Annotated in this window: 19 protein-coding genes; 13 read left to right on the forward strand and 6 right to left on the reverse strand. The window is 54.0% G+C overall.

Annotated features, from left to right (window positions below):
* Nucleotides 1-57 precede the first annotated feature (57 nt).
* The 4 genes from coxB to N8M53_RS00500 are packed head-to-tail and all read left to right on the forward strand — an operon-like array spanning nucleotide 58 to nucleotide 4,172.
* The gene (coxB, locus tag N8M53_RS00485) at nucleotides 58-1,167 is read left to right on the forward strand and encodes a cytochrome c oxidase subunit II (RefSeq protein ID WP_077667401.1); all 1,110 of its coding nucleotides are present in this window, start codon (nucleotides 58-60) and stop codon (nucleotides 1,165-1,167) included.
* A 9-nt stretch (nucleotides 1,168-1,176) separates the two neighbouring features.
* Nucleotides 1,177-2,778, forward strand: a complete 1,602-nt coding sequence (gene ctaD / locus N8M53_RS00490; RefSeq protein ID WP_269579112.1) for a cytochrome c oxidase subunit I — start codon at nucleotides 1,177-1,179, stop codon at nucleotides 2,776-2,778.
* Nucleotides 2,768-3,295 (forward strand): cytochrome c oxidase assembly protein, encoded by a 528-nt coding sequence (locus tag N8M53_RS00495; protein ID WP_269579113.1) that lies wholly within the window; start codon nucleotides 2,768-2,770, stop codon nucleotides 3,293-3,295. The genes ctaD and N8M53_RS00495 overlap by 11 nt, the downstream gene beginning before the upstream one ends.
* 10 nt (nucleotides 3,296-3,305) lie before the next feature.
* Entirely contained in the window at nucleotides 3,306-4,172 is an 867-nt protein-coding gene (locus N8M53_RS00500; RefSeq protein WP_269579114.1) for a cytochrome c oxidase subunit 3, read from the forward strand.
* A gap of 1 nt (nucleotide 4,173) precedes the next feature.
* Here N8M53_RS00500 and N8M53_RS00505 read toward each other — a convergent pair whose 3' ends face one another.
* The gene (locus N8M53_RS00505) at nucleotides 4,174-4,380 is read right to left on the reverse strand and encodes a DUF2909 family protein (protein ID WP_069361974.1); all 207 of its coding nucleotides are present in this window, start codon (nucleotides 4,378-4,380) and stop codon (nucleotides 4,174-4,176) included.
* 44 nt (nucleotides 4,381-4,424) lie between these two features.
* On the opposite strand from N8M53_RS00505, the gene N8M53_RS00510 reads away from it, so the two are divergent.
* From N8M53_RS00510 to cyoE, 4 genes are read left to right on the forward strand one after another with little or no spacing between them, the layout of a single operon-like run.
* Nucleotides 4,425-5,132, forward strand: coding sequence for an SURF1 family protein (locus N8M53_RS00510; protein WP_269579115.1), 708 nt, complete (start codon nucleotides 4,425-4,427; stop codon nucleotides 5,130-5,132).
* Complete coding sequence (locus N8M53_RS00515; RefSeq protein ID WP_116644877.1) at nucleotides 5,129-5,650, forward strand: hypothetical protein; 522 nt, start codon at nucleotides 5,129-5,131, stop codon at nucleotides 5,648-5,650. The genes N8M53_RS00510 and N8M53_RS00515 overlap by 4 nt, the downstream gene beginning before the upstream one ends.
* Before the next feature lie 2 nt (nucleotides 5,651-5,652).
* Complete coding sequence (locus N8M53_RS00520; protein WP_269579116.1) at nucleotides 5,653-6,675, forward strand: COX15/CtaA family protein; 1,023 nt, start codon at nucleotides 5,653-5,655, stop codon at nucleotides 6,673-6,675.
* Entirely contained in the window at nucleotides 6,650-7,552 is a 903-nt protein-coding gene (gene cyoE, locus N8M53_RS00525) for a heme o synthase (protein WP_269579117.1), read from the forward strand. Before N8M53_RS00520 ends, cyoE begins: the two co-directional genes overlap by 26 nt.
* A 4-nt stretch (nucleotides 7,553-7,556) precedes the next feature.
* On the opposite strand, the gene N8M53_RS00530 is transcribed toward cyoE, so the two are convergent.
* Nucleotides 7,557-7,805 (reverse strand): lipoprotein, encoded by a 249-nt coding sequence (locus N8M53_RS00530; RefSeq protein WP_046074648.1) that lies wholly within the window; start codon nucleotides 7,803-7,805, stop codon nucleotides 7,557-7,559.
* A gap of 258 nt (nucleotides 7,806-8,063) precedes the next feature.
* Between N8M53_RS00530 and dinF the strand changes: the two genes are divergently transcribed.
* Nucleotides 8,064-9,404: an MATE family efflux transporter DinF gene (dinF, locus tag N8M53_RS00535; protein ID WP_269579118.1), complete on the forward strand. Its 1,341-nt coding sequence runs from the start codon at nucleotides 8,064-8,066 to the stop codon at nucleotides 9,402-9,404.
* Between the two features lie 59 nt (nucleotides 9,405-9,463).
* On the opposite strand, the gene nfuA is transcribed toward dinF, so the two are convergent.
* Both nfuA and N8M53_RS00545 read right to left on the reverse strand, forming a co-directional pair.
* Nucleotides 9,464-10,123, reverse strand: a complete 660-nt coding sequence (nfuA, locus tag N8M53_RS00540) for a Fe-S biogenesis protein NfuA (RefSeq protein ID WP_152795962.1) — start codon at nucleotides 10,121-10,123, stop codon at nucleotides 9,464-9,466.
* 36 nt (nucleotides 10,124-10,159) lie between these two features.
* On the reverse strand, nucleotides 10,160-10,891 hold the full coding sequence (locus N8M53_RS00545) for a ComF family protein (protein ID WP_269579119.1): 732 nt from the start codon (nucleotides 10,889-10,891) through the stop codon (nucleotides 10,160-10,162).
* Nucleotides 10,892-10,930: 39 nt separating this feature from the next.
* Between N8M53_RS00545 and bioH the strand changes: the two genes are divergently transcribed.
* The 3 genes from bioH (at nucleotide 10,931) to N8M53_RS00560 (ending at nucleotide 12,706) form a co-directional block, all read left to right on the forward strand.
* A complete protein-coding gene (gene bioH, locus N8M53_RS00550) occupies nucleotides 10,931-11,710 on the forward strand; it encodes a pimeloyl-ACP methyl ester esterase BioH (protein ID WP_269579120.1) in 780 nt (259 codons plus the stop codon).
* Between the two features lie 98 nt (nucleotides 11,711-11,808).
* Entirely contained in the window at nucleotides 11,809-12,168 is a 360-nt protein-coding gene (locus N8M53_RS00555; protein WP_077771866.1) for a hypothetical protein, read from the forward strand.
* Between the two features lie 64 nt (nucleotides 12,169-12,232).
* Entirely contained in the window at nucleotides 12,233-12,706 is a 474-nt protein-coding gene (locus N8M53_RS00560) for a hypothetical protein (protein WP_046074654.1), read from the forward strand.
* 72 nt (nucleotides 12,707-12,778) lie between these two features.
* Here the strand turns inward: N8M53_RS00560 and N8M53_RS00565 are convergent, their stop codons facing one another.
* Nucleotides 12,779-15,076: a Tex family protein gene (locus N8M53_RS00565; protein WP_269579121.1), complete on the reverse strand. Its 2,298-nt coding sequence runs from the start codon at nucleotides 15,074-15,076 to the stop codon at nucleotides 12,779-12,781.
* 91 nt (nucleotides 15,077-15,167) lie between these two features.
* Complete coding sequence (greB, locus tag N8M53_RS00570; protein WP_269579122.1) at nucleotides 15,168-15,662, reverse strand: transcription elongation factor GreB; 495 nt, start codon at nucleotides 15,660-15,662, stop codon at nucleotides 15,168-15,170.
* A 221-nt stretch (nucleotides 15,663-15,883) separates the two neighbouring features.
* On the opposite strand from greB, the gene ompR reads away from it, so the two are divergent.
* Nucleotides 15,884-16,600, forward strand: a complete 717-nt coding sequence (gene ompR, locus N8M53_RS00575; RefSeq protein ID WP_046074657.1) for a two-component system response regulator OmpR — start codon at nucleotides 15,884-15,886, stop codon at nucleotides 16,598-16,600.

The following is a 16,600-nucleotide window of genomic DNA, read 5'->3' on the forward strand; positions in this document are numbered from 1 at the left end:
AGGCAGGAGGGAGCCGTGCTGAGGCACCAACGACGAATCCTAGCGCTGAGTTTAATAATGTTCAGTGGCGGTGCAGTAGCCACAGAGCGCGAAGGCTGGAATCTCACCCAAGGGGTGACGGCCATCAGCCAGCAGGTGTATGACCTGCATATGACCATTTTCTACATCTGTGTCGCAATTGGCGTACTGGTGTTTGGGGTAATGTTTTGGGCCATCATCCGTCACCGTAAATCCAAAGGCGCGAAGCCTGCCTCATTCCATGAAAGCACCAAGGTAGAAATTGCGTGGACGCTCGTGCCGTTTTTGATTTTGGTTGGTATGGCGATTCCGGCCACCCAGGTGTTACTTGATATGGAAGACACCACCGAGCCGGAGCTCACGGTGCAGGTCACGGGCTCACAATGGAAGTGGCATTATCGCTATTTTGACCATGACGTTGCCTTCTTTTCACTGCTTGCCTCCAGCCCCGAACAAATCCGCAATGAAAGACAAAAGCGCGACACCTATTTGCTCGAGGTTGATCAGCCGTTGGTGTTGCCAGTCGGGCGCAAGGTGCGTTTTTTAATCACCTCACAAGATGTGATTCATTCGTGGTGGGTGCCCGCCTTTGCGGTGAAGAAAGATGCTAACCCCGGTTTTATTAATGAGGCGTGGACCAAAATTGATAAGCCCGGCATTTATCGCGGCCAATGTGCAGAGCTGTGTGGTAAAGACCACGGCTTTATGCCGATTGTGGTGATTGCCAAGCCGCAAGAGGAATTTGATGCTTGGGTGCAAAAAACGGCCCTAGCACAGCAAAAAGCGCGCGAAGAGGAGCAACGCTTGCTGGACATGGAAATGCCGATGGATGAGCTGATGGCGCTTGGCAAACAAGTGTATGACAGCCGTTGTGGCATGTGTCATCAAAGCGAAGGACAAGGGATGCCGGGTGTGTTCCCCGCGTTGGCCGGCGCTGAGATTGCCATTCAACCGGATAGGTTGGTCGATCATATTGATATTGTCGTCAACGGCAAAGCAGGTACCGCCATGCAAGCGTTTGGTCCGCAATTGTCGCTCAAAGAATTGGCGGCGGTGGTGACCTATGAGCGTAATGCGTGGGGCAATGACACCGGTGATACCGTACAAGCTGCGCAAATCAACGCGGTAAAGTCAGGTGAAGATCTTTAGGAGCGCGTGATGACAGATACTACCCCAGATACCTTGCATGACGATCATCACCATAAACCGCGTGGGATCATGCGTTGGGTGTTGACCACCAACCACAAAGACATTGGCTCCATGTATCTGATTTTTAGCTTCACCATGTTCTTACTGGGTGGGGCGATGGCGATGGTGATCCGTGCTGAGCTTTTCCAGCCCGGCTTGCAACTGGTTGAGCCTAACTTTTTCAACCAAATGACCACAGTACACGGTTTGATCATGGTGTTTGGCGCGGTGATGCCTGCGTTTACCGGTTTGGCTAACTGGATGGTGCCGATGATGATAGGGGCGCCGGACATGGCGCTGCCACGAATGAATAACTGGAGCTTTTGGATCCTGCCGTTTGCGTTCTTACTGCTTATTGGTTCCTTGTTTATGGAAGGCGGCGGCCCTAACTTTGGCTGGACGTTTTACGCGCCGCTGTCGACCACTTATAGCCCAGACAGTACCGGCCTGTTTGTCTTTGCTCTGCATATCATGGGGATCAGCTCAATCATGGGGGCCATCAATGTGATTGTCACCATCACCAATATGCGTGCGCCGGGCATGACCTACATGAAAATGCCGCTGTTTGTTTGGACGTGGCTGATCACGGCTTTTTTGCTGATTGCGGTAATGCCGGTATTGGCAGGGGCAGCCACCATGGTGCTTACCGATAAGTACTTTGGTACCAGCTTTTTTGATGCCGCGGGGGGCGGCGATCCTGTGATGTTCCAGCATATTTTCTGGTTCTTTGGTCACCCCGAGGTCTACATCATGATTTTGCCCAGCTTTGGCATTATCTCGGCCATTGTCCCAGCGTTTTCACGTAAGCGCCTGTTTGGCTATAGCTCGATGGTGTATGCCACCGCCTCGATCGCGGGGTTAAGCTTTTTGGTATGGGCGCACCATATGTTCACCACCGGGATGCCTGTGTTTGCCGAATTGTTTTTCATGTTCTGCACCATGCTGATCTCGGTGCCGACTGGGGTGAAGGTCTTTAACTGGGTCGCCACCATGTGGCGAGGATCCTTGACCTTTGAAGTGCCCATGTTGTTTGCAATTGCCTTTATTGTGCTGTTCACCATCGGCGGGTTTTCGGGCTTGATGCTGGCGATCACGCCGGTCGATTTTCAGTATCACGATACCTATTTTGTGGTCGCGCATTTCCACTATGTGCTGGTTTCGGGGGCGGTGTTCTCGATTATGGCCGCGGCTTACTACTGGCTCCCCAAGTGGACCGGCCATATGTTTAATGAAACCTTGGCCAAGTGGCACTTTTGGTGCTCGGTGATTTCGGTCAATGTGCTTTTCTTCCCCATGCACTTTCTGGGACTGGCGGGGATGCCACGCCGGATCCCTGATTATGCGCTGCAATTTGCGGACGTGAACGCCATTGTCAGCATCGGTGGCTTTGCCTTCGGTTTATCGCAACTGATCTTCTTGGTTGTGGTGGTTAAGTGCGCACGTGGTGGTGCACCAGCAGCTGCCAAGCCGTGGGATGGCGCGGAAGGTCTGGAGTGGACCGTGCCTTCACCGGCACCGTATCACACCTTTGAGACACCACCGGATCTGAAGGAGGTGCGCGATGGCCACTGAGTCCGCGCGCTCCGTGCGCCGCTTACTGCTGCTCGCCGTGGCGATGTTTGGCTTTGCGTTTGCCTTAGTGCCTTTGTACGACGTGTTCTGTGAAGTCACTGGGATCAATGGCAAAACCGATAATGAGGTCGCCGCATCCAGTGCGGGTATTGACCAAGACCGCTTGGTGACTGTCGAGTTTATTGCCTACACCAACCCAGGGATGCGCTGGACGTTTGAGCCGCAAGTTAATCAGATGCAAGTGCATCCTGGTGAGACCCATACCATCAATTACCTAGCGACCAACAATGCGCGTTATGACACGGTAGGCCAAGCGGTGCCTTCGGTCTCGCCGGGATTGGCGGCACAGTACTTTAATAAAATCGAATGTTTTTGCTTTAACCGTCAGCCACTGCCGCGTGGTGAGGATGCCTCCTTACCGCTTATCTTCTACGTGGATCCCGAGTTGCCGGATGATATTAACCACTTAACGCTGGCTTACACCTTGTTTGATGTGACTGCCAGCGCCAAAGAATAAGGAGGCGCTCATGGCGACGCCTGAACGTTACTATGTCCCTGCGGCGAGTATTTGGCCGATTGTTGGTGCGGTGGCGCTGTTCCTGATTGCCGCTGGCGCAGGCGCCACGGTGGGTGGCTTGTTTGGTGGCAACGGCCCTTGGTTGTTGCTGGCAGGCACTGTGCTTATTTTGATTATGCTCACCGGCTGGTTTCGCGACGTGATCCGCGAATCTATGCAAGGGCTGTACTCGGCGCAAATGGACCGTTCTTTTCGCCAAGGAATGAGCTGGTTTATTTTCTCTGAGGTGATGTTTTTTGGCGCTTTTTTTGGTGCGCTCTTTTATGCCCGTTTTATCGCTGTCCCGTGGCTCGGTGGTGCGAGTAACAATGCGATGACCGCAGAGGTACTCTGGCCGGATTTTGTCGCCCAGTGGCCACTCACTTTAACCCCGGGCGGGATTGAAACCACCGCGATGCCGGCGATGGGGCTGCCCTTGCTTAACACACTGATCCTACTGACCTCGTCGGTCACGCTCCATATTGCCCATACCGCGATTGAAAAAAATCAGCGTGAGCGATTGAAAGGCTTTTTACTGGTGACTGTGCTGCTTGGAGCACTGTTTATGTTCTTTCAAGGCGAAGAGTATGTGCACGCCTATCAAGAAATGAATCTGCGTCTCGACTCCGGGGTGTATGGCAATACCTTTTATCTATTAACTGGCTTTCATGGTCTACACGTGACTTTGGGCACCATCATGTTGTTGGTGGTGTGGCTACGTGTGATGCGTGGGCATTTTAGCCCTGAGCATCACTTTGGCTTTCAAGCCAGTGCCTGGTATTGGCACTTTGTCGATGTGGTCTGGCTATGCCTGTTTGTCTTTGTGTATATCTTGTAGCTCAGTAAGGGCGCGGGTTGGGGGCAATCCAGCCCATGGAGAGCGCAATCAGCAATAACACGAAGACAACCACGGAAAACAGCACACGCCGACCGAGATAACGCGATAAAGGCACGGAACTATCGCCTTTTAGGAGTACCGGCAAGGCACGAAAGAGGTTAAACAGAATAAAAACCAGTAAGCAAATCAGAATAGCTTTGACCAACATAGCGCTCCTTAGCGCAATAGGTAATCATGAAACAAGGACGGCGAATGGGGTTTCTGATATTGACTGTGGTTGTGGTCTTGCTGCTCGTCAAGTTAAGCCACTGGCAATGGACGCGTGGCGAGCAAAAAGCCCAACACCTGGCACAGTTTGAGGCCAATCAAGCACCGGAATCGCTCTCAGGCACGGTGCAAAAAGGGCAATACCTGGCGATCGATGGCCAGTTTCGCCCCGAGTTTGCCGTGTGGCTCGATAATCAGACCCACCAAGGTCGCGTAGGCTATCGCCTTTTTCTTCCCTTTGTACCGAGCCAGCAGTCATCGCAATGGTGGCTGGTCGAATTAGGCTGGATAGCCGCGCCTGCACTGCGCCGCTTGCCGGCGGTGCCCGCGTTGGCATCGCGCTACCAGTTGTCTGGCTTTATTGATACACCGTCCAAGCGGGTGGTGCTCAAGAAAGAAACGGCATCGCATAAGTGGCCCGCTCGGGTGCAGCGCATTGACTTACAAGCACTGAAAGCCCAACTGACAACGCTGAATACGCAGTGGCTGATACGGACAAAAACATTGGTCGATCTGTCAGCGCCGAGCCAGGATGCCTTGGCGCAAGCGGGGATAACGCCGGTGTGGCAGCCGGTGGTGATGCCGCCTGAGAAACACTATGGCTATGCCTTGCAGTGGGCGTTAATGGCGCTCGCGGTCAGTATTGGCGCGGGCATCTGGTGGTACAAAACTAAACAGAGGGAAGCGGTGTGAAAGGACGCATGACGCTCGTGGCTTTGATTGGCATCTTTGTCCTGCCCGTGGTGGTGGCGAAATTGGTGTTGGAGCAAAGTTGGTATGAAAAAGGGGTCACCAATTACGGACAGTTTCTCACTGAGCCGGCGACCTTGAATTGGTTACCTGAGCAAGGCCAGTGGCGGTTGATTTATCGGGTGCCAGAACAATGTGATTCGGTGTGTGAGCAAGCCCTGTTTCAGTTAACACAAATTCCGATTGCGGTCGGTAAAGAGCGCGATCGGGTCAGCAGCGTGGCACTGACGAGCTCCGCCCCGAAAGCGCCGGAGGTACTGACATGGCAAACCTTGACCACCGAACAAGCGCAGGTGTGGCAGCAGCAAGCGTTTGATAAAAATACCATTTATCTTAGCGACCCGATGAATAATGTGGTGCTGGCCTATCCGGTCAGTGACGATAAAACGAAGTGGGTCGCGCAAGGCAAAGGCTTATTGCGCGATCTCAAACGGCTTCTCAAGTTGTCTAAGGTAGGCTGATTATGGCAACGCGTCACTACCAACTCGCCGTCTTATCGACACTGATACTGGCCGTGCTGGTGGTCGGGCTCGGCGCGTATACCCGCCTCACTGAAGCGGGGCTTGGTTGCCCAGATTGGCCCGGATGCTATGGCCATTTAGGGGTGCCGGCCAGTGAAAGCGCGCAATCGGTCGCCATGTCGCGTTTCCCAGATGCGCCAATTGATATCAATAAAGCATGGAATGAAATGTTACACCGCTACGTGGCGGGCACGTTAGGGCTGGCGATTTTTGCGTTGGCGTGGATCAGCTGGCGACGTCCCGATTATCAGGCGTTGCGACCACTGACCACCTTGCTCAGTGTGGTCGTCATCACGCAAGCCGCCCTAGGGATGTGGACCGTGACTTTAAGTTTAATGCCGGTGGTGGTGATGGCGCACTTACTCGGTGGTTTCACCACGGTGTGCTTGCTGGCTTGGCTGGCGGTGGTGGCAGGTGCGCTCCGACTGCCTGTGTTTTCGATGTCGTCATCCGCGCGCCGCGTGGGCACGTTGGCTTTGGTCGCGGTGATTGTGCAAATCGGACTCGGCGGCTGGACCTCCGCCAACTATGCCGCCACTGTATGCACTCAGCTTCCTATCTGTGAAAGCCCATGGTGGCAGCTTTTCACCCCTTCCGCCTTTCATCCCGTCAGTCCTCTTAGCGAAACCTATCAGTTTGGCGTGCTGAACCATGCCGAGCGGGTGACCATTCATGCCACGCACCGTCTCGGTGCCATGGTGGTCACCGCATTAGTACTTGCTTGGGCATGGATGCTGTGGCGTGCTGGGGCGCGTGCGCTGGCAATGAGTGTCAGCGCCGTGTTGGCGATTCAAATTACGTTAGGGGTGACCAATGTGGTCGCGCTACTGCCGCTGAGTGTAGCGGTGGCGCATAACCTCGGTGGATTGTCGCTATTGGCCACATTACTCCTCACCCGATTTTTATGTCTTTCACCGTCGACCCGACAAGGAGCCCGTGATGGCACAGTTTCAACGTACCGCTAGTGTTTCGACGCCTGCTGGCGCCAGTTGGCGAGATTATTATGAGCTGACCAAACCGCGTGTGGTTGCCATGTTGCTTCTCACCGCGTTGGTGGGGATGTGTTTAGCCACTCCCGGCTGGCCGCCGTGGTCGGCGGTGCTGGTGGGATTGTTTGGCATTGGTGCACAAGCCAGTGCCGCGGCGGTGTTTAATCACGTTATCGACTGGAAAATTGACACGAAAATGCAGCGCACCCGCCATCGCCCCGTTGCCGAGGGACGAGTCAGTCAAGGCGCCGCGTTGGCCTTTGCGGTGGGGTTGATGGTGAGTGGTTTTATTGCCTGTTGGTGGCTGAATCCGCTCACCGCTTGGCTAACGTTTGCTAGCCTGGTCGGGTATGCGTTGGTGTATACCCAATGGCTTAAACCTGCGACCCCGCAAAATATCGTGATTGGCGGGTTAGCCGGTGCAATGCCGCCTTTGCTGGGCTGGACTGCGGTGACCGGAGAGCTTCACGCCCACGCGCTGCTGCTGGTGATGATCATTTTTACTTGGACGCCGCCTCACTTTTGGGCGTTAGCGATACATCGCCGCCATGACTATGCCAAAGCCGATGTGCCGATGCTCCCTGTCACTCACGGGGTAGGATTTACCCAGACCATGGTCTTGCTTTACACCTTATTGCTGGTGGTGGTAGGAATTTTGCCTTGGTTGACCGGGATGAGTGGTTGGCTGTATCTGGTGGGGGCGACCACGTTAAATCTGGTCTTTGTCGGGTACGCTTGGCGACTGAAAACCCAGTCGCAAAAAGGCATCGCGTGGCAGACCTTTAAGTTCTCGATATGGCATATCTTCGCGACCTTTGTGGTGCTCCTTGCCGACCACGCGTTGCGCTATTAAGGGACTACTTTAGCCCTTGCGCCGACAGCACGGTGGCTTTATCGGCGACAAAAGACACTTTGATGTGTTTACCATCACCGCCCCACACACAGTGGGTCAGGCCCATGGTGTCGTCGCATTGGCTCGGCTCGCCAATATGGCTCACAACCACGTCATAGCTCATGCCGACTTCAAGTTGATCATAGTTTTGCTTGGTGACTTTCGAGCAGCCCGCTAGCAATACCACCAACACACAGGCAAAAAACACACGCATAACCATTCCTTATTCATTCAGTGTTGAGGGCAGTTGACCCAGTGCAACTGACGCAGTGTAACTGACGCAGTGTAACTGGCGCAGTGCAACTGACGCAGTGGGCTGCCGCTCGTCGATTAGATTGCCGTAATGGTACACTGCTGCACCGATAAGGGCTACCGCTTACCACGTCGCTTATCAACGCAATCGTGCGCTTTATCAAAAACGATACGTCATCATGACGGATTGAGTGTAATTCAAACTTCAGAATGAGGCAGTATGTGGCAGTCTTTAACCCAGCGTGAGCTTCACTGGCGGGTCTTATCGCTGGCTTTACCCATGGTGATCTCCAATATCACTGTTCCCTTGCTAGGGTTAGTCGATGCTGCGGTGATCGGCCATTTAGAGCATGCGTGGTATTTAGGTGGTGTGGCGGTTGGCAGCACCATGATAAATGTCACCTTTTGGCTGTTGGGCTTTTTGCGTATGGCGACCACCGGGTTTACCGCGCAAGCCTATGGCGCGAATGATAACCGTGAGCTGGCGGCCACCTTTGTGCGTGGGGCGACCTTGGCGGGCCTGTTGGCTGCGCTATTAATCGCACTGCATGTGCCTATTTTAGAGGGGGTGATGCACGTTAGTGATGCCAGCGCCGAAGTGAAACATTACGCGAGCCAGTACTTCTCCATTCGGATCTTTAGTGCGCCGGCGACCTTGATGAACTTGGTGATCATGGGCTGGCTACTGGGGGCGCAAAATGCGCGTCAGCCGATGTGGCTGCTGATCGTGGTCAACAGTGCCAATATTGTCCTTGATTTGCTGTTTGTGGTCGGTCTCGATATGAAAGTGGAAGGGGCCGCGGCGGCAAGTGTGGTTGCCGATTATCTCGGCCTCATGCTGGGGCTCTATTTTGTCAAAGGCATCTGGCAGTCGCGTCAGTTACCGACCGTTCGGTCGGTATTTGAGCGCGGGCTAACTGGGATGAGCCGTTTGCTAAAGCTTAATCGAGACATCTTTTTACGTAGCCTTAGCTTGCAGTTGGCCTTTACCTTCATGACCTTCCAAGGGGCGACACTTGGTGACGAGATTGTGGCCGCCAATGCGGTGTTGATGAGCTTTCTGATGCTGATTTCCTTTGCGATGGACGGCTTTGCCTATGCGATGGAGGCGATGGTGGGTAGAGCGATTGGCGCACAGAGCAAGTCTGCGTTGTTAGTGTCACTCATAGGCAGCACATTTTGGTCGTTGGTGATTTGTTTGGCGATCACGCTGGCATTTGGTGTGGCAGGCCGTCACATCATTGCGTTGATTTCCAATATTGAGGTGGTGCGTGATCAAGCGGCGCGTTATTTACCTTGGCTAGTGGCTATGCCTTTGGTGTCGATGTGGTGCTTTTTGCTCGATGGTATCTTTATTGGTGCGACACGGGGTAAAGACATGCGCAATGGGATGTTCGTCGCCACCGCGGGCTTTTTTGCTGCATGGTGGCTAGCGCAAGATTGGGGCAATCACGCCCTGTGGTTAGCGATGCTTACTTTTATGGCGCTAAGAGGGCTCAGTCTCGCGGTGTGCTTTGTGTACCATTGGCGACGAGATAGCTTTTTTGACGTCACACACTGAGACCTATCAACAAAAAACAGGCCAGTTGGCCTGTTTTTTGCGATAAGAGACGGCGTTTATTAGTAATAAGAATGATCGCCACGCGCGTGCTCGGTCACATCACGCACGCCGTTTAGCTCGCCGCTGAACTCAGCCAGCAACTGCTTTTCGATCCCTTCTTTTAAGGTCACGTCCACCATCGAGCAGCCATTGCAGCCGCCCCCGAATTGCAAAATCGCCACCGCATCATCGGTGATTTCAATCAAGTTCACATGGCCGCCATGGCTGGCAAGCTGTGGGTTAACTTGGCTTTGAATCACGTAATCAACACGCTCCATCAAAGGCGCATCGGAGGCCACTTTCCGCATTTTCGCGTTCGGTGCTTTCAGCGTCAGCTGTGAGCCCATTTTATCGGTGACAAAGTCGATTTCCGCTTCGTCTAAAAATGGCAGGCTCATCTCATCGATAAAGGCCGAAAAGCCGTTGAACTTAAGTTCAGTATCGCTGCTTTCTATCGCTTCGGGCGGACAATAAGAAACACCGCACTCGGCGTTTGGCGTGCCTGGGTTAACCACAAACACGCGAATATTGGTGCCCTCGGGCTGCTGCTCAAGCAGCTTCACAAAGTGGCTTTGTGCATTTTCTGAAATATTGACTTCTGACACGACAAATACCTGACTAATCCAGTGTGTTTTATACAGTGTACTCCGGTTTGCGTTGGCTATCACCCCTTGAAGCATGTGGCTACTTTCTGCGCATGGATAGCACGCTTTCCGTTAGGGTAGATCGGTACGTGCCAAGCAGTAAACATCGATCGTTTCTGCGCCGGCTCGTCGCAATAATCGGCACAGCTGGGACACCGTTTGCCCGGTTGTCACCACGTCATCAACAATCGCCACGTGCGAACTTGGCAGCTCACCGCTGATCGCAAACGCGTTTTTAAGATTAGATAGCCGTGCCTGTCGGCTTAAACCTTGCTGTGGCGCTGTATGGCGGCTTCGGGCTAAAACGTTATCGACGACGTGAGTATCCAGGTAGTCGGCGAGTGCCCAGGCTAAATGCATACTTTGATTATATCCGCGCTGCCAGCGTCGCCGCCAATGGAGTGGAACAGGCAGCAGTACGGGCGCGGGCGAATGAATTCGCTCACTTAACTGGCGGGCAAAAGGCATCGCCAATTCAAAGGCCTGTTGGTATTTAAATGCATGGATAAGCTGCGGCAGCGGATCCTCGTAGGCGCTGATCGCGACCAAACGGTCCCATGCTGGAGAGTGGCTAAGGCAGACACCACAGCGTGTCTGTGGTGTAGGGACCGGTAGGCCGCAACATTGGCATAGACAATAAGCGTAGTGCGCATCCCAGCAGGCGGCACAGCATAAAGCCGGGGTGGCACCCTTGGGTCCGGCATCCAATGACAAGTGGCAAACTGGACACTGAGAGGGCAAGAGTTTGCCTCTCCAATGGGTGAGTAAACGCGTGAAGCGCTGTGGTGCGATTGCTGATATCATAGGCACCTTGATTGAAAAGCAACCAAGGCAGTGTAAAGCATGGCGTTATGTGATTGGCAATCTCACGGGCAAGGTCCCGATCTGGTTCTCATTCATGGTTGGGGAATGAACAGCGCTGTCTGGTCAATGTTGCTCCCTTATTTGACGGCGCACTACCGTGTTCACTGTGTTGACCTGCCGGGTTTTGGCGACAGTGCCTACCAACCGGATCTTGATATCGAGAAACTGGCACAAGTGTTGCTTAAAGAATCACCAGCGCATGCAACTTGGATAGGTTGGTCACTGGGCGGATTAGTGGCAACACAAGCCGCACTTTTATCGCCACAGCGCGTGACTGGATTGGTCACTATCGCCAGCTCACCCAAGTTTGTTGCAGAGCCAGGGTGGCGTGGGATCAAGTCGGCGGTACTCACCGACTTTGCCGACCAGCTTGAGCGCGATTTTTCGCAAACGGTGGAGCGTTTTATGGCGCTGCAAGCCATGGGGTCACCCACGGCAAGAAAAGATGTGAAAGCGCTCAAGCAAGCGGTGTTCTCGCGACCGGCGCCTGACCCTCGCGCGTTGGCGGATGGCTTGGCGATGCTGGCCACCACGGATCTGCGCCAGCAGTGTGAGGCGATTTCCGTACCGTGGTTGCGGTTATACGGGCGGCTAGACGGTTTAGTACCCGCGTCGGTGGCGGAAGCTGTCTCTGCGTTAGCGCCTCGCTCGCAATGTGAGGTATTCGCACACAGTGCTCATGCCCCCTTTGTGACGGAGCCTGACGAAGTGGTGGACAAACTACTTGCCTTTTTAGGCACAAACTTGCCGCCCAAATAGTGTGCGCTGATCGTTTTTTGGTAGAATTGACTAAATCCTGTCATGGTTCTGCCGATAAGTTAACTATGTCACTTGCTCTGACATTAGGAGAGACCATAATGAACGTAGGTAACGTTGGGCAGTCTCAGGCGTATCATCAGCAAACGATGAAGCCAAAAGCGCCGACACAACCGCAACAAAATGCGGACAACGCGGCCAAAGACACGAAAGCAGCCAAGGCTGCTGAGACGCTTTCCGCTGCCGAGGCAGCAAAAGAAAGCAAAGATGTGAAAGCAGCGAAAAACGCTGAAGGTGTTAAAAAGCCAGAAGAGAAATCATCGGTTGAATCCTTTACCTATGGTGCGTTGGGCATGGACCACCCGGAAAAAGTGAAAGAAAACGATGATACGGCCTACAGTGCGGGACAATTTTTGTCTGCGCTGGGCACAATAGGCACCATACTCGCGGTTGTCGTCTAAACTGTAAGGAGACGAGGCCGCACTGACAATTAGGCCTTCAGCTGATGTTGGGAGGTAGCATCAGATGAATATATCGCCAGCAAGCGTCAGTATCCCAACTGTCGCGCCATCGGTGAACCCGCCAACGGAGCAAGTTGCGCGGGATAATCGCATGCGCGAAAAAATTGTTCCCACCAAGCAAGCCCCAGAGCCAGAACACGGCAAAGCGGCGACCGATCAAGGCAAGCAGCTCGGCCGCTCATCCTGGGATCCGTCACAACACCCTAATTATTCGCTCGACTACAGTCGCGAGTCCTTGTCCGACGCTGATTATGACGGTGCGAACATTGCCGGGCGTGTTGATGCCATGGCGCGTACCGAGCCGGGGGAGCAAGCACGTAAAGACAACGGCTACCCGCTGGGGTTGAAAATGCCGGAAGAAGTGCTGGAGAAAGTCGAAGAGCTGAAAAGGTTCGAGCAAACGCGTGCAGTGGTTGCGATGCGCTATCAGCAAGCGACCGTGGCGAATATGCCCTCAGAAGTGCTGATTGTGATTTAAATGGTGTTCATGACGCCATGCTGAGAAAGCCCACGATGAAAAAGCCCCACGATGTTGCGTGGGGCTTTTTGGTTAGGAGCGCTTGGCGCGGGCAAAGGCATCGGCCATGCTGCCCATTGCGGCGGGTTTGTCCTGGCGTTTTTTCGGACTTCTCTCACGCGGCTTAGGGGCGGCTGCTGGGGGTTCGCTAGCAGCCGGCGTATCGTCAAGGCGCATCGATAACCCAATTCGCTTGCGCGGCGCATCCACCTCCATGACTTTGACTTTCACCACGTCCCCGGCTTTGACCACGTCGCGGGGATCACTAATAAAGCGGTTCGATAGCGCGGAGATGTGCACGAGGCCGTCTTGGTGGACGCCGATATCAACAAATGCACCAAAGTGCGTGACGTTAGTGACCACGCCTTCGAGTTGCATGCCTGGTTTTAAGTCACTGATCTGATTCACGCCCTCGGCAAAGGTCGCGGTTTTAAACTCAGGGCGCGGATCGCGGCCTGGCTTGGCCAGCTCGTTCAATACGTCGGTGACCGTGATCTGTCCAAAGGTCTCGGTGGCATAATCGCTTGCGTTTAAGCTTTGTAGCATACCCGCATTGCCCACCAAGGCATCGATGGCTTTGCCGGTCTTTTGGGCGATTTGTTTAACCAAAGGGTAGGTTTCTGGGTGGACACCTGAGCGATCGAGTGGGTTCGCGCCATCCATCACCCGTAAAAAGCCAGCGCATTGCTCATAGGCTTTCGGGCCAAGGCGCGGGACCTTCAGTAAGGTTTTACGATCGCCAAATCGGCCATTTTCGTCGCGAAAGGCAACAATGTTTTGTGCCATGGTTTGGCTAAGGCCTGCCACCCGGGTGAGCAGTGGTGCGGACGCGATATTTACATCGACCCCTACGGCGTTTACACAGTCTTCCACCACCGCATCAAGCTTTTTCGCCAACTGGTGTTGAGAGACATCATGCTGATACTGACCGACGCCAATCGACTTAGGATCAATTTTAACCAGCTCGGCGAGAGGGTCTTGCAGGCGGCGGGCGATAGAAACCGCGCCACGTAGCGAGACATCGAGGTCGGGAAATTCTTTGGCTGCCAGCTCTGACGCCGAATAAACCGAGGCACCGGCCTCACTGACCATCACCGTTTGAATGCTTAAGTCGGCTTGTTTGAGCATGGTGGTGACAAAGTGTTCGGTTTCACGTGAGGCGGTGCCATTGCCGACCGCAATCAAGTTCACGCTGTGGCGGTCAATAAAACGGCGTAGCGTTTTACTCGCCCCATCAATATCGTGTTTAGGTGCGGTGGGATAAATAGTGGCGGTGTCGAGCAATTTGCCCGTACCATCCACCACCGCCACTTTACAGCCGGTACGCAGGCCTGGGTCAATGCCCATGGTGCAGCGAGGGCCAGCCGGTGCGGCCATCAATACATCTTTTAAGTTGGCCGCAAACACATCAATAGCGTCATTTTCCGCACGCTCTTTCAGGTTGGCCATGAACTCGGTCTCAAGATGCATTAAGATTTTGACCCGCCAAGCAAAGGCAATGACTTGTTTGCGCCAACGATCTGCCGGTGCGGTGCCCAAAGACAGCTGGTAGTGTTGAGCAATCATGGTTTCGCACACGCTTTGCTTGCTGTCTGGTGCTTGGTCGGGATCGGCAACCAGCGCTAGCTGTAACACGCCTTCATTGCGACCACGTAACATCGCCAGCGCGCGGTGAGAGGGCACCTTGGCTATCGGCTCTTGGTGGGCAAAGTAGTCTTTGAACTTGGCACCGGCTTCTTCTTGGCCGGCAACCACGGTGGCGCGCAGCACTGCATATTGCTTAAGGTACTGGCGCAGCGTCTCTAATAAGCTCGCATCCTCGGCAAGGCGCTCCATCATAATCGCGCGGGCGCCATCCAGCGCGGCTTTAGTGTCGGCGACGCCCTTTTCAGCATTGATATATTGCTCGGCAAGCGCGTCAGGGTTGTGCGAGGCGTCTTGCCATAAGGCCTCGGCCAAGGGGGCGAGGCCGGCCTCAATCGCAATTTGGCCTTTGGTTCGGCGCTTGGGTTTGTAAGGCAGATAGAGATCTTCTAAGCGGTTTTTACTCTCCGCGGCGAGAATATCGCTGCGCAAGCTGTCGGTGAGTTTGCCTTGCTCGTCAATCGATTTCAGGATGGTATCGCGCCGGGCATCCAATTCGCGCAAATAGACCAAACGGCTCTCAAGGGTGCGCAACTGCGAGTCATCCAGCCCTTGGGTGGCTTCTTTTCGGTAGCGGGCGATAAAGGGAACCGTGTTGCCATCATCAAGTAATTCAACCGCTGTTTTGACTTGGCCTGGCGCCACATTGAGCTCGTGCGCCAGGGTGTGTGTAATAGATGTGTGCATGTGTTTCCTTTTCTCTACAAGCACGGCAGGGGAACGCCCTGCCAAGGGATAGCATTTTTGACCGCGATGGGGACGAAGGTTCCGTCAGGTGTTACTGAGCGTCGCTGTCACTGGGCTTTGGGTAGGTAATGGTATTCACAAACCATTGCTTTTCGCCTTCAGGGGTTGAGACCACCACTTCGTCATCAACGGCTTTTTTTAATAGCGCACGGGCCATGGGGGCATCGATAGAAATGTAATCTTTGCGTTCATAAATCTCATCAGGGCCAACAATTCGAAATTGCTTGGTGTCGCCGGCTTCGTTTTCAATTTCCACCCAGGCGCCAAAAAAGACCCGTCCTTCTTGCTCGGGCGCGTAATCGACAATGGTTAAGTCATTGAGGCGTTTACGCAGATAGCGAACACGGCGGTCTATTTGACGTAACAAACGTTTGTTGTAGGTGTAGTCTGCATTTTCTGAGCGATCACCCAAACTGGCGGCCCAGCTGACAATTTTGGTCACTTCTGGGCGCCGTTCGTGCCACAGGTGATCGTGCTCGGCTTTGAGCGCGTTAAACCCTTCTCGGGTCACCAATTTGGTTTTCACGTTACCTCTCCTTTCGCTAGCCATTCGGCGTCGCGCGATATAACCTTGTCCAGGAAAGTACAAGAAGCGGGCAAACTTGTCGAGGCAACACTCGGTAACAATTTACCCCTCGCTTGGCGGCAGACAAACACGCGGTCTGAAAGAGAACTGTGGCAAAATTCAGTATGATATACGTGACGGCCAATCGATGGCCGGGCAACGATCAGCATTGAGGGCTTAGCATGCAAGAGAACTATAAAATTCTAGTGGTGGATGATGATATGCGTCTGCGCTCGCTACTGGAACGCTACCTGACCGAGCAAGGTTTTCAGGTACGCAGTGTCGCCAATGCCGAGCAGATGGATCGCTTACTCGCGCGTGAAGCCTTTCACCTAATGGTGCTAGATCTGATGTTGCCGGGTGAAGATGGCCTGTCTGTGTGTCGCCGTTTGCGTCAAGCGAATAACCAATTGCCGATTTTGATGCTGACCGCGAAGGGCGATGAGATTGATCGCATTGTCGGTTTAGAAGTCGGTGCCGATGATTACCTACCCAAGCCTTTTAACCCGCGAGAGCTATTGGCGCGGGTACGCGCAGTATTGCGCCGGCAGACCATTGAAGCGCCAGGCGCCCCGAGTGCAGACTCTACCACGGTGACCTTTGGCGAGTTTCGTCTCAACCTCGGCACCCGGGAAATGTTTCGCAATGATGAGCCCATGACGCTCACATCCGGCGAGTTCGCGGTGCTTAAAGCCTTGGTCACCAATGCGCGCGAGCCGTTATCACGTGACAAGTTGATGAACATGGCGCGTGGCCGTGAGTATTCGGCGATGGAGCGCTCGATTGATGTGCAAATCTCGCGTTTGCGTCGGATGATAGAAGAAGACCCGAGTAAACCGCGTTATATCCAAACCGTATGGGGGCTCGGCTACGTATTCGTGCCAGATGGAGAGGTGTAG

The sequence above is a fragment of the Salinivibrio kushneri genome (assembly GCF_027286325.1).
GTDB classification, from domain to species: Bacteria; Pseudomonadota; Gammaproteobacteria; order Enterobacterales; family Vibrionaceae; genus Salinivibrio; species Salinivibrio kushneri_A.

Bases quoted from the DNA above. Each gene is read 5' to 3' on its own strand.
- coxB (WP_077667401.1), top strand. From the start codon at position 58: ATGTTCAGTGGCGGTGCAGTAGCCACAGAGCGCGAAGGCTGGAATCTC.
- ctaD (WP_269579112.1), top strand. From the start codon at position 1,177: ATGACAGATACTACCCCAGATACCTTGCATGACGATCATCACCATAAA.
- N8M53_RS00495 (WP_269579113.1), top strand. From the start codon at position 2,768: ATGGCCACTGAGTCCGCGCGCTCCGTGCGCCGCTTACTGCTGCTCGCC.
- N8M53_RS00500 (WP_269579114.1), top strand. From the start codon at position 3,306: ATGGCGACGCCTGAACGTTACTATGTCCCTGCGGCGAGTATTTGGCCG.
- N8M53_RS00505 (WP_069361974.1), bottom strand. From the start codon at position 4,380: ATGTTGGTCAAAGCTATTCTGATTTGCTTACTGGTTTTTATTCTGTTT.
- N8M53_RS00510 (WP_269579115.1), top strand. From the start codon at position 4,425: ATGGGGTTTCTGATATTGACTGTGGTTGTGGTCTTGCTGCTCGTCAAG.
- N8M53_RS00520 (WP_269579116.1), top strand. From the start codon at position 5,653: ATGGCAACGCGTCACTACCAACTCGCCGTCTTATCGACACTGATACTG.
- cyoE (WP_269579117.1), top strand. From the start codon at position 6,650: ATGGCACAGTTTCAACGTACCGCTAGTGTTTCGACGCCTGCTGGCGCC.
- N8M53_RS00530 (WP_046074648.1), bottom strand. From the start codon at position 7,805: ATGCGTGTGTTTTTTGCCTGTGTGTTGGTGGTATTGCTAGCGGGCTGC.
- dinF (WP_269579118.1), top strand. From the start codon at position 8,064: ATGTGGCAGTCTTTAACCCAGCGTGAGCTTCACTGGCGGGTCTTATCG.
- nfuA (WP_152795962.1), bottom strand. From the start codon at position 10,123: ATGCTTCAAGGGGTGATAGCCAACGCAAACCGGAGTACACTGTATAAA.
- N8M53_RS00545 (WP_269579119.1), bottom strand. From the start codon at position 10,891: ATGATATCAGCAATCGCACCACAGCGCTTCACGCGTTTACTCACCCAT.
- bioH (WP_269579120.1), top strand. From the start codon at position 10,931: ATGGCGTTATGTGATTGGCAATCTCACGGGCAAGGTCCCGATCTGGTT.
- N8M53_RS00555 (WP_077771866.1), top strand. From the start codon at position 11,809: ATGAACGTAGGTAACGTTGGGCAGTCTCAGGCGTATCATCAGCAAACG.
- N8M53_RS00560 (WP_046074654.1), top strand. From the start codon at position 12,233: ATGAATATATCGCCAGCAAGCGTCAGTATCCCAACTGTCGCGCCATCG.
- N8M53_RS00565 (WP_269579121.1), bottom strand. From the start codon at position 15,076: ATGCACACATCTATTACACACACCCTGGCGCACGAGCTCAATGTGGCG.
- ompR (WP_046074657.1), top strand. From the start codon at position 15,884: ATGCAAGAGAACTATAAAATTCTAGTGGTGGATGATGATATGCGTCTG.